This window comes from Caulobacter sp. DWR2-3-1b2 (assembly GCF_049896345.1).
Taxonomy (GTDB): Bacteria; Pseudomonadota; Alphaproteobacteria; order Caulobacterales; family Caulobacteraceae; genus Caulobacter.
The window spans coordinates 174,436-184,731 of record NZ_JAFCUC010000002.1 but is presented as its reverse complement, the minus strand read 5'-3'; the positions used below and the strand labels follow the sequence as shown (position 1 = coordinate 184,731).

The 10,296-nt window shown below is 66.8% G+C and carries 13 protein-coding genes and 1 tRNA gene; 6 read left to right on the top strand and 8 right to left on the bottom strand.

Translation table 11 applies throughout. The features are described from left to right. Nucleotides 1–620 precede the first annotated feature (620 nt). Complete coding sequence (locus tag ACP694_RS07240; RefSeq protein ID WP_426011464.1) at nt 621–869, top strand: hypothetical protein; 249 nt, start codon at nt 621–623, stop codon at nt 867–869. A 55-nt stretch (nt 870–924) separates the two neighbouring features. On the opposite strand, the gene ACP694_RS07235 is transcribed toward ACP694_RS07240, so the two are convergent. Beyond that, nucleotides 925–1,353, bottom strand: coding sequence for a hypothetical protein (locus ACP694_RS07235; protein WP_426011463.1), 429 nt, complete (start codon nt 1,351–1,353; stop codon nt 925–927). A gap of 25 nt (nt 1,354–1,378) precedes the next feature. Here ACP694_RS07235 and ACP694_RS07230 point away from each other — a divergent pair, with 25 nt between their 5' ends. Beyond that, nucleotides 1,379–1,576 carry a hypothetical protein gene (locus tag ACP694_RS07230; protein ID WP_426011462.1) on the top strand — a complete coding sequence of 66 codons (198 nt, stop codon included), beginning with the start codon at nt 1,379–1,381 and terminating at the stop codon, nt 1,574–1,576. 18 nt (nt 1,577–1,594) lie between these two features. Here the strand turns inward: ACP694_RS07230 and ACP694_RS07225 are convergent, their stop codons facing one another. Genes ACP694_RS07225 through ACP694_RS07205 form a run of 5 tightly spaced genes read right to left on the bottom strand, consistent with a single transcriptional unit; the run spans nt 1,595 to nt 5,868 of the window. Further along, nucleotides 1,595–2,401 (bottom strand): MBL fold metallo-hydrolase, encoded by an 807-nt coding sequence (locus ACP694_RS07225; protein ID WP_426011461.1) that lies wholly within the window; start codon nt 2,399–2,401, stop codon nt 1,595–1,597. Next, complete coding sequence (locus ACP694_RS07220) at nt 2,398–3,177, bottom strand: TatD family hydrolase (protein WP_426011460.1); 780 nt, start codon at nt 3,175–3,177, stop codon at nt 2,398–2,400. The genes ACP694_RS07225 and ACP694_RS07220 overlap by 4 nt, the downstream gene beginning before the upstream one ends. A 4-nt stretch (nt 3,178–3,181) precedes the next feature. Further along, on the bottom strand, nt 3,182–4,186 hold the full coding sequence (locus tag ACP694_RS07215) for a DNA polymerase III subunit delta' (protein ID WP_426011459.1): 1,005 nt from the start codon (nt 4,184–4,186) through the stop codon (nt 3,182–3,184). A 2-nt stretch (nt 4,187–4,188) separates the two neighbouring features. Beyond that, the gene (gene tmk, locus ACP694_RS07210) at nt 4,189–4,815 is read right to left on the bottom strand and encodes a dTMP kinase (RefSeq protein ID WP_426011458.1); all 627 of its coding nucleotides are present in this window, start codon (nt 4,813–4,815) and stop codon (nt 4,189–4,191) included. A gap of 42 nt (nt 4,816–4,857) precedes the next feature. Beyond that, complete coding sequence (locus ACP694_RS07205; RefSeq protein WP_426011457.1) at nt 4,858–5,868, bottom strand: septal ring lytic transglycosylase RlpA family protein; 1,011 nt, start codon at nt 5,866–5,868, stop codon at nt 4,858–4,860. Nucleotides 5,869–6,004: 136 nt separating this feature from the next. On the opposite strand from ACP694_RS07205, the gene ACP694_RS07200 reads away from it, so the two are divergent. The 4 genes from ACP694_RS07200 (at nt 6,005) to ACP694_RS07185 (ending at nt 7,992) form a co-directional block, all read left to right on the top strand. Then, nucleotides 6,005–6,094, top strand: a tRNA-Ser gene (locus ACP694_RS07200). Between the two features lie 20 nt (nt 6,095–6,114). Beyond that, nucleotides 6,115–7,032, top strand: coding sequence for a class I SAM-dependent methyltransferase (locus ACP694_RS07195; RefSeq protein ID WP_426011456.1), 918 nt, complete (start codon nt 6,115–6,117; stop codon nt 7,030–7,032). After that, entirely contained in the window at nt 7,029–7,766 is a 738-nt protein-coding gene (locus ACP694_RS07190; RefSeq protein ID WP_426011455.1) for a pseudouridine synthase, read from the top strand. The genes ACP694_RS07195 and ACP694_RS07190 overlap by 4 nt, the downstream gene beginning before the upstream one ends. Beyond that, a complete protein-coding gene (locus ACP694_RS07185; RefSeq protein WP_426011454.1) occupies nt 7,759–7,992 on the top strand; it encodes a sulfurtransferase TusA family protein in 234 nt (77 codons plus the stop codon). The genes ACP694_RS07190 and ACP694_RS07185 overlap by 8 nt, the downstream gene beginning before the upstream one ends. Here the strand turns inward: ACP694_RS07185 and ACP694_RS07180 are convergent. Continuing rightward, entirely contained in the window at nt 7,964–8,914 is a 951-nt protein-coding gene (locus tag ACP694_RS07180) for a YihY/virulence factor BrkB family protein (protein ID WP_426011453.1), read from the bottom strand. The genes ACP694_RS07185 and ACP694_RS07180 overlap by 29 nt on opposite strands. Nucleotides 8,915–9,146: 232 nt before the next feature. After that, nucleotides 9,147–10,274 (bottom strand): CaiB/BaiF CoA transferase family protein, encoded by a 1,128-nt coding sequence (locus tag ACP694_RS07175; RefSeq protein ID WP_426011452.1) that lies wholly within the window; start codon nt 10,272–10,274, stop codon nt 9,147–9,149. Nucleotides 10,275–10,296 lie beyond the last annotated feature (22 nt).

Sequence of the window (10,296 nt, the reverse complement as noted above, 5' to 3'; positions counted from 1 at the left end):
GTTCCCCGTCTGGTTCCCCATTCCCAACCTGCTGTTTTTGCTCTTGGCACGGTTGGGGGGGGGGCCCCCCCCCCCCCCCCCCCCCCCCCGATGCATCGAAGGCCAACCTCGCTTCATCGAGATGCCTGGATGCAACGGCGCACAGCGAGCCGGGCCCGGCCATGGGGTCCGAGCACCTTATCTTCAGCGTGACCGATGATTAGCGGTAGAGAGAGCCGACCGGGCATGCGTCGGGACACGCCGATCGGCTCTCGACCCGCCACCGTGGCTCGGCTCTTGGGGGATGAGCAAACCACGGCCGTCAAGGGCTATCGGGGGTGACGCCTCGACCGCGAGCCATTCCAGATTGCCGTTGACCAAGACTGGCCGCCATGGGGTTAAACCCTAGGTCCGGCGCGATAAAATCCCTGCGATCGTCGACCGGGCTCAGGCCAGAGGAATGGCCTGCGTTTTCACGGCCGCAACCTGCTTATGGCGCGCCGTTGGCCGGCTTCGCTTCGCGCTGGAGGCGCTGGTTGGCACGGCGCAGTTCGGCCGCTGCGTGGACCTTGATCTGTGGCGCTATCAAACCGAGGACGGCTGTGGCCCGCGCGCGGCGTTCAGTTTCCTGGGCGCCCCAAGTGGGCCGCGAGGCCAGCTTTCCCTATCCCGAGTTGAAACCTGAAGAGGCCGCGCCCGAAGCCCTGCCGCTGTTCACGGCCGTTGCTGCGGCCTATGGCGACCGGACGTTGGACGACACGGTCAAGGCGCTGGCGGTGCGCTACCTGGCGAGCCCGACGAATTTCCTGGCCGGCTGCGGGCGGCTTCAGGAGGCGCGGCGCCTACCCGGTGAAACCGTCGGAAGCTATTGGGGTAGGATCGCGTTATAGAAGGTGACGTCAGTGTTCGCCCCGCGTTTCGCGGGATCGCTGGCCTGAAAGGACGTCATGTCCGACCTTCCACGGCCGCGAGCGACAGAGCATGTGGTCTGCGGATGACGCCCTGGAGCGCGTTGCTGGAGTCCATCGGAAGGCAGAAGGTGTCCGCGCGGGAAATCCGGGCGGAGGCGTTCTTCCTGGGCAATCGCCACAAGGGCCAGATCGTCGAGGGCGCTCGGCTGGAGCTGAAAGCTGCGGACCTGACACCGCGGCGGGCGATGCTGCTTCGCGCGGTGATTCGACACACCCCCATGATCGACACAAGCGGCGCTGACCTATGACCGACGATGACGCGCAGATCGTCCGCCGAGAAAACGACGACCTCAAACGCCGCAACGCCCAACTCCAAGATGACGTCACCAGCCTTGGCGGCCAGATCCTGCGAATGCATCAGGCGCTTGAACGCGTCAGCGGCCGCCGCGTCGTCGCCGCTCATGGTCAACTGTCAGGCGGGGAGTAGAATGACGCTGTCTTCAGGCCAATTCACCGCCTTGGCGAACCTTTCTCGCAAAAAGGCGGGGGAGCATGTCGACTGGATCAATATCGCCGACGCGCGCGCCTTGACCGAGTTGGGCCTGGCCGAGCGGACCGGGGCCGGATGGGTGATCACGCCGGCCGGTATTCAAGCGCTCGCGGCGGGTGACAAGAGCTCGGACTGATCCAGGACCCGACGGCTCTCAGACCTCGAACCGCAACCCGTCATAGGCCGGCTCAACGCCAGGCGGAAGTTTCGCCGCCAGGGCGTTGAAATCCAGATCGATGTGAAGATTGGTCAGGATGGCGCGACGCGGCTTGGCGCGTGCGATCCAGTCCAGCGCCTTGGCCACGTGGGCGTGAGTAGGATGCGGAGTCCAGCGTAGGGCGTCGACGATCCAGACGTCCAGATCCGCCAGCGCCCACCAGCTTTCGTCGGGGATGTCGAGCACGTCGGGCGTATAGGCCACGCCGCCAAACCGGTAGCCAACGGCCCGTATCTCGCCATGATCGACATCGAAGGTCGTCACCGGGATCGCCCCGCTCGGACCTTCAATGGACCAGGCCTCACCGAAAGACGGCACGGGTCTCGCCTCGCAGATGGCGGGATAACCTCCGCGACTTTCGAAGATGTAGTCGAAGCGTTTGTGCAGGCTGATCGAGGTGGCCTCGTCCATATGCGTCGGCACTCGCCGTCGCTGGTTGAGGAAGAAGGGCCGCAGGTCGTCAATGCCATGGGCCTGGTCGGCGTGGTCATGGGTGAACAGGCAAGCGTCCACCCGCTTGACCCCCGCCCTCACCGCCTGCAACCGGAAATCCGGCGCGGTATCGACCACCACGGTGGTGTCCTCGGTCGCGCCCTGCCCGCCTGGCCGGCGGACCAGCATCGAACAACGCGTCCGCAGGTTCTTAGGCTCGGCCGGATCGCAATCACCCCAGTTGCCGTCCGCGCGCGGCACGCCGCCGGACGAGCCGGAGCCCAGGATCGTGAACTCCAGCCTTGCGGTCACGGGCGAGGAATCCGGTCAAACAATGCGAAGAAGGCGTCCTCGGTGCGTTGCTCGGCTTCCGCCCGGCTCCAGCCACGGATTTCGGCCAGCTTGTCGAGGACATGAGGCAGGTAAGCGGGCTCATTGCGCCGACCACGCATCGGCACGGGCGCCAGGTAGGGACAGTCGGTCTCAAGAATGATCTTGCCTTCCGGCATGTCGGCGACGATGTCCCGCACGTCTTGGGCCTGCTTGAAGGTGGCGATACCCGAAACCGAGAACCACGCTCCCAAGGCCGCCATCCGTTTCGCGAGGTCCGCCCCGCTGGTATAGCAATGCATCAGGATCTTGAACGGTCCGCGAGCGTGTTCCTCCTCAAGGATGTCGCCCATGAGTTCGTCGGCTTCGCGGGTGTGAACCACCAGCGGCAGGCCGGTCTGGCGCGCCGCCGCCACATGGGCGCGAAACACCAGGGCCTGCACGTCGCGCGGGCTGAAATCATAGTGGAAGTCGAGGCCGGTCTCGCCGATGCCGATCACCTTGGGCCGCCCCGCCAGTTCGACCAGGCGCTCGGTCGTCAGGTCGATATGATCCTTGGCCTCGTGCGGATGAGCCCCGACCGTGCACCAGATGTCGTCCTGGGCCATGGCGATGGCGTGAACGGCTTCGAAGGACGGGATCTTGTCGCAGATCGTCACCATCAGTTGGATGCCGGCGAGGCGAGCGCGATCGATCACCGCGTCGCGGTCTTCGTCGTATTGTTTGGCGTGCAGGTTTACATGACTGTCGATCAGCATGGCGCTAGTTCGCCGCTCGGGCGGCGGCGCGCAAGTCCATGATCGCGGTCCAAAAGACGTCGGCGCGGTCGAGGTTGATGGCCTCGGCCTCCCCCGGAGCGCGCATGATCTTCTCCCAAGCGGCCACCCAGCGGTCCAGGCCCGCAGGCACGCCCTCGCCGGCCATGCCGGTGGCCATGGCGTGGATCTGGTCGCCCAGCCGATCGAACAGCAACTCGAAGCGGCCCGCGCCCTCGGCTCCCTTGAAAGTGTCGGCCAGGGCCAGCAACGCGCCCTCGTCCAGGTCCGGCAGCTTGCGCAGGATCTCACCGGCCGCGTCGTCGGCGGCCAGGGCTCCCGCAGCGGCCAGCTGCAGGGCTCGTCCCGGCGCGCCCTTGGCCATGCGGGCCAGGCGATCGGCGTCATGTGACGAGACCCCCGCCCGTTCCTCGACCATGGCGGCCGCTTTTGCCATGTCGGGGGCGGGCACCACCAGGCGGCGGCAACGCGAGCGGATGGTGGGCAGCAGCCGACCCGGCGAATGACTGACCAGCAGGATCACGGCCTTGGCCGGCGGTTCCTCGAGCGTTTTCAGAACAGCGTTAGCGGCGTTGACGTTCAGGTCGTCGGCCGCGTCGATGATCGCCACCCGGTAGGGCGAAACAGCCGGCGAATTAGCGAAGAAGGCCGGCAATTGGCGCGCCTCGTCCACGGGGATCGACTTGCGGGCCTTGCCGTCGTCGGTCTCGCGCTCCAGCACCATCAGGTCGGGGTGAGAGCGGGCGGCGACCTGGCGGCTGACCACGTCGGTGGGCGAGGCGCCCAGCGGCCCGAAGGCGGGATCGGGCCTGGCGCCCAACAGACGGCGGGCCATGCGATAGGCCAGGGTCGCCTTGCCGACGCCCTCCGGCCCCGTCAGCAGCCAGGCATGGTGGAGCCTGCCGCGATCCAGGGCGTCGAGGAAGGCCAGTTCGGCGCTCTCCACGCCGTCGATGCGAAAGACGTCGCGAGGATGCGGCGGCGCGTCCACGTTCAGAGACCCAATCGCGTGGAAACGGCGTTCCAGACATCGGTCCACACCGCGTCGATATCGCCGGCCGCCTCGATGACCACGCAGCGCTCCGGTTCGCGCCGGGCGATCTCGAGGAAGGCCGCGCCCAGGCGTTCATGGAATTCAATGCCCTTGGACTCGAACCTCGCCTCGCCGCCTCGCGCCATGGCGCGCTCCAGCCCCGCCTGGGCGGGCAGGTCGAAGATCAGGGTCAGGTCGGGAAGCGTGCCGCCCAGGACATGGTCCTCCAGCGCCTTGATCAGCGAGAGCGGCGCGTCGCCCCCCGCGCCTTGATAGGCCTGGGTGCTGTCGGCGAAGCGATCGCACAGCACGATCGCTCCGCGTTGCAAAGCGGGGCGTATCACCCGTTCCAGATGATCACGACGCGAAGCGTACATCAGCAGGGTCTCGGTGATCGGCGACCAGCGATCGACCTCGCCGTTCAGGATCAGGTCGCGAATCTGCTCGGCCCCGGGGCTGCCGCCCGGCTCACGGGTCAGCACCACGTCGGCGCCGTCCGCCTTCAGGCGCTCGGCCAGACGACGGATCTGGGTGGACTTTCCAGCCCCCTCGCCGCCTTCGAAACTGATGAAAACACCGTTGGTCACCGGCTTCAATTCGGCCGGATCGCGCCTCTTGTCCAGACCCCTTTAAGGTCGAAGAACCGTCGCGTCTGAAAAGCCCAAGGCGGCGACCCGATCGCGCATGCCGAAGGCCTCGCCCTCGTCGGATCCGGCCGTGACAACCACGCGGTACAGGACGCCTTGGCTGCGCTCTACGGGCTCGATCGAGGCCCGCCCCGCTCCGCTCAGCTGCGCGGCGGCGCGCTCGGCGTTGTCGAGATTGGCGAAGGAGCCGGCCTGGATGCGATAGCTCGTCGCGATCGTCGCGATCGGCGCGGATGGCGCGGGCGACGCGGATGGCGCAGGGGGCGCGTCGACCATGGGAAGAGACGCGGCATAGTCCCGATCGGGGGCCTTCGGCGGGGGCGTCGCGCCGTAGGCTGGCTGAGCTGGTGGCAGACCGCCAGCATAGACCCGGGCCTTGGTGGGCGGCGCGTAACGCGATTCAGACTGTGGCGGCGCGGCGGCGATGATTCGACGCTCATCGAAAGGCGTCTTGCCCGCTGGCCCTATGTACCGAACCCGGACGTGAGCGACGCCGGCTCGGCCATAACCCAACTGTTCGGCGGCGGCTTTGGACAGGTCGATGATCCTGCCGTCGACGAACGGCCCGCGGTCATTAACCCGCAGCTTCATCTTGCGGCCATTGTCCAGATTGGTGACCTCGACGACGCTCGGTAGCGGCAGCGTCTTGTGCGCCGCCGACGGCATGTCCATGTCGAAAATCTCGCCATTGGCGGTGCGGCGATTATGAAACTGCTCACCGTACCAGGAACCGATCCCCTGCTCGTCATAGCGCGGATCGGCCTTGGGATAGTACCAGACGCCCTTGATCTGATACGGCTTTTCGGTGCCACGCAAACCGGTGGTCGAACCGGGCGCCGGTGGACCGGAATAGGGTCTCGCCGACGGAGCCTGGTGGATCGCCAGACGCGGTTGCGGTGTGGCGCAGGCCACCAGCCCGGCCGAGCCCAGGGCGGCCACGGCCAGTCCGCGCAGCACGCGCGTTCCGCCTCGACTTTCGCGCAGCAGGTCCAACAAACCGCTCCAACCATACAATCTCAGGTGACAAGATCGTGCAGGAGGTTTGAGGTCTGGTTAATCCAGGGTGCGACCAAACAGACTGGAAATCGACTAGAGCCGGCGCGCGACCGCTGATATAGGCCCATGCTCCGGGCAGGTGGCCGAGTGGTTTAAGGCAGCGGTCTTGAAAACCGCCGTGGGTGAAAGTCCACCGTGGGTTCGAATCCCACCCTGCCCGCCACATCTCCCGAGATCCGTTTCATGTCCGATATTCCTCGCGTCGCCGTCTATGGCTCTCCACTTCTTGATCTAGTCGACGTGCCCGGCGGTGCGGTTCAGGTCTCGCCCCTGGTGACGGACTCGACCGACCTGGCCGACCTGGCCGAAGGCGCGCTGGACGAGATCGTTATCCAGGCCCCTCCCGGCGTGGCCGAGCGGCGCTATGTTCTGGCCCAGGCCCTGCGCGTGCTGAAGGTCGAGGGGCGCTTGACCGCCCTGGCCCCGAAGGATCGTGGTGGCCTGCGGATGAACAAGGAACTGGCGGCGTTCGGGTGCTCGATCGGCGAAAGCGCCAAGCGCCACCAGCGCATCTGCGTGACCCTGAAGCCCACGAGCCTGACAGGGATCGACGCCGCGATCGCCGAGGGCGCGCCGCGTCGTCTGGACGGCGACGGCCTCTGGACCCAGCCGGGCGTGTTCAGCTGGGATCGGCTGGACCCCGGCTCGGCCCTGCTGCTGAAGTCCCTGCCGCCGATGAGCGGCGTCGGCGTCGATCTGGGCTGCGGCGTCGGCGTGCTGGCGCACGCCATCCTGACCTCGCCCAAGGTCACCAAGCTGAGCCTGGTCGACCTTGACCGCCGGGCAGTCGAGGCCACCAAGCGCAATGTCGCCGACCTGCGGGTCGAAGTGCTTTGGGCCGACGCCCGCCGCGGCGCGGAACTGTTGACCGGCCTGGACTTCGTGGTCACCAACCCGCCCTTCCACGACGCAGTCGGCGAGGACAAGGGCCTGGGCCAAGCCTTCATCACCGCGTCGGCGGCCATGTTGCGCAAGGGCGGCGTGCTGTGGATCGTCGCCAATCGCCACCTGCCCTATGAGGCGGTGTTGAACGAGCACTTCAAGACCGTTCGCCCGGTGGCCGACGCCGGCGGCTTCAAGGTCTACGAGGCCCGCAAGTGACAAAAGCCTTGATGGCGCGCCTGGATCGTCTGCTGGCCAATCTTGGCTACGGCAGCCGGCGCGACGTCCAGGCCCTGGTCTCGGGCGGCAAGGTCACGCTCGACGGCGTTCCGATCAAGGACGCCGGTCAAAAGATCGCCGTCACTGCTGATCTGCCAAGCCAAATGAAGATTCGCGGCGTCCCGGTCGATCCCCCCGCGCCGCTGATCTTGCTGATGCACAAGCCATTGGGCCTGGTCTGTTCGCACCGCGAGGACGGCGAGCGGATCTATGACCTGCTGCCCAAGCGCTGGCAGATTCGCGACCCGGCCCTGTCGAGCGTCGGGCGGCTGGACAAGGATACCTCCGGCCTGCTGCTGATCACCGATGACGGCGACTTCCTGCATCGGGTGATTTCACCTAAGCGCCACGTGCCCAAGGTCTATCACGCCACCCTGGATCGGCCCCTGACCGGAACCGAGGTCGCGGCCTTCGCCAGCGGAACCCTGATGCTGGAAGGCGAAGAAAAACCGTTGCTCGCGGCCGAGCTTGAAGTGCTGGGCGAGCGCGGGGCGCGGCTGACGATCACCGAGGGCCGCTATCACCAGGTGCGCCGGATGTTCGCCGCCGTCGGCAATCACGTGACGGGTTTGCATCGCGAGCGAATCGGCGGTCTTTCCCTGCCGACTGACCTGGCGCCAGGCGGGTATCGCATCCTGTCCCAGGCCCAGGCTGAGGCGGTGTTCGATGGCTGAGGCCCGCCTGGTCGACGCCCGGGGCCACCGCTGTCCGGTGCCGACCCTACGCCTGCGCCGCGCTTTGGAAGAGGCCGCGCCTGGAGCTCAGGTGCGCCTGATCTCCGACGATCCGCTGGCGCGCATCGACGTGCCCCACTTCGCCGCCAGCGCCGGGGCCACAGTCGTTGAGGTTGTCGACGCGCCGAACGGGGCGATCAGCTTTCTGGTGGCGAAGGCGCTTTAAGCAGCACGGCCTTGGGGCCTTCGAGCAAGGCCCTTGGCCGTTCTTCCAGGGCGATCTCCATCTCGGTGGCCAGGGCCCCGCCAAAGAACACCGCATTGACGCTCCAGGACAGCCAGATCAGGAAAATGATCACCGCCGAGATTGAGCCGTAGGTCGCGCCCAGATGGGCCACCTGCTCGACATAGAATGCGCTGGCCCAGGACATGAAGACGCAAAGCACCGCCGCCGCCGCGCCCCCGGCGATCGACGCGCGCCATCCGACAGGGACGCGCGACATGGCGTAGCGATAGACCAGGGTCATGCCGACCATCAGGCCCAGGCTGGCCCAGGTCCATTCGCTCTGGATCCAGGAGGCGCCTTCCAGCGGCCGAAGGTCCAGGGTGCTGGACAGCAGGCGGAAGGTCAGGAAGACGCCCGACATCACGAACAGCAGAGCGAACGCGCAGACCAGCACGACGAGGGCCATGAAGTTGAAGCCCAGGAAGCCGCGTTGGTTCTCCTCGTCGTGGATAAAGGACAGGCCGGCCAGCAAGGCCTTGAAGCCCCGGTGGGCGGCATACAGGCCGATGACCAGCACCACGGCGCTCTGGGCCGAGATCGCCTGCTCCGGCGCATGGGCCAGCCGACCCAGTTCGCTCTGAAAGATCGGTCGCGCGCCGGACGGCATCAGATAGGACAGTTTGTCGGCCTGGGCGGCGGCCTGTTCGGGAGTCAACAGCAAGGTGTAGAGGCCGATCAGGATCGCCAGGCCGGGGAACACCGCCAGCAGGACGAAGAACGAAACCCCGCCGACATAGAGCATGACATCGCGGCCCCACAGCCGCTGCAGGGCCAATCCCATGACGCGCAGGATTTCTCGCACCCAGTGGATCGGATCGAGGTCGAGATCCCGAAAGCGAAGGCGGTCTGCGGGTGGCTTCATTCGGCGGAAACTGCCCGCGTCATCCCGCTGAAGCAAGTCAAGCCTGAGATACCGGAGTTCTGGAGCACAAAGCCCCGCCGCTTCAGGGAAAGCGACGGGGCTCCGCAGGACGAACCTGAACCGATCGCCGCATCGAGGGACGGGTGGCGCGACGGCCGGTTGCAGGTGTGTTCTAGGGCTCGGCGGCTGAATGGCGGCTGAACGGGAATGGCGCCTGACTGTCAGGTCTCGCCTAGAGCGCCCCCTGCTCCCGCAGCGCCCCGATCGCCTCGGCGGAGAAGCCCCAGTCGCTTAGCGCCTGGTCGTTGTCGGCGCCGATCTTGGGCGGCGGACCCTGGATGACGCCGGGTGTGGCCGAAAAACGCGGGGCCGGCGCGGGCTGGATGACGCCGGCCACCTCGACGAAGGTCTGGCGGGCGGCGTTGTGGGCGTGGGAGGGAGCCTCGTCCATGGTCAATACCGGAGCGAAGCAAACGTCGGTTCCGTCCATCAGGGCGCACCAGTCGTCGCGGGTCTTGGTGGCGATGACGGCGGCCAGCTTGTCGTGAAGCTCTGGCCACTCCTCGCGGCTCATCTGGTGCTGGAACTGAGGGTCGGTAATGCCGGTCTTTTCAAGCAGCAGCAGATAGAACTGCGGTTCGATCGAGCCGATCGAGATCCATTTGCCGTCACTGCATTGATAGGTGTCGTAGAAGTGCGCTCCGCCATCGAGCAGGTTGGACCGCCGCCCTTCGCCCCACATCCCGCCGGCCTTGAAACCGTAGAACATGGCCATCAGCGAGGCCGCGCCGTCGCTCATCGCGCAGTCGATCACCTGGCCCTGACCCGTCGAGCGGGCATGGATCACCCCGGCCAACAGGCCAAACGCCAGGTAGAGCGCCCCGCCGCCGAAATCGCCGACCAGGTTCAGGGGCGGCACCGGCTTGTCCGTCGTGCCGATCGCCGCCAGGGCGCCGGTGATGGCGATATAGTTCATGTCGTGGCCGGCGGCCTTGGCGTAGGGCCCGGTCTGGCCCCAACCGGTCATCCGGCCATAGACGAGCTTTGAATTGCGAGCCAAGGCGACGTCAGGCCCCAGGCCCAGCCGCTCCATCACGCCGGGCCGGAAGCCCTCGATGATCCCGTCGGCGCTTTCCATCAGCTTCAGGCAGGTCTCGACCGCGGCCGGCGACTTCAGGTCCAGGGCCACGGAGCGGCGTCCCCGGGCCGTGACGTCGGCGGGCGAACTGCGCCCCGAGCCCTTGCGGTCGATGCGCACCACGTCGGCGCCGAGGTCCGACAGCAGCATCCCGCAGAACGGTCCCGGACCGATCCCTGCGAATTCTAGCACCTTCAAGCCAGATAGCGGTCCTTGGGCCATGTCTTCCTCCTGCCGAATCTCG

Excerpts from the sequence above, each read along its gene's own strand:
- ACP694_RS07235 (WP_426011463.1), bottom strand. The coding sequence starts at position 1,353 with ATGAGCGGCGACGACGCGGCGGCCGCTGACGCGTTCAAGCGCCTGATG.
- ACP694_RS07230 (WP_426011462.1), top strand. The coding sequence starts at position 1,379 with ATGACGCTGTCTTCAGGCCAATTCACCGCCTTGGCGAACCTTTCTCGC.
- ACP694_RS07220 (WP_426011460.1), bottom strand. The coding sequence starts at position 3,177 with ATGCTGATCGACAGTCATGTAAACCTGCACGCCAAACAATACGACGAA.
- ACP694_RS07195 (WP_426011456.1), top strand. The coding sequence starts at position 6,115 with ATGTCCGATATTCCTCGCGTCGCCGTCTATGGCTCTCCACTTCTTGAT.
- ACP694_RS07185 (WP_426011454.1), top strand. The coding sequence starts at position 7,759 with ATGGCTGAGGCCCGCCTGGTCGACGCCCGGGGCCACCGCTGTCCGGTG.
- ACP694_RS07180 (WP_426011453.1), bottom strand. The coding sequence starts at position 8,914 with ATGAAGCCACCCGCAGACCGCCTTCGCTTTCGGGATCTCGACCTCGAT.
- ACP694_RS07175 (WP_426011452.1), bottom strand. The coding sequence starts at position 10,274 with ATGGCCCAAGGACCGCTATCTGGCTTGAAGGTGCTAGAATTCGCAGGG.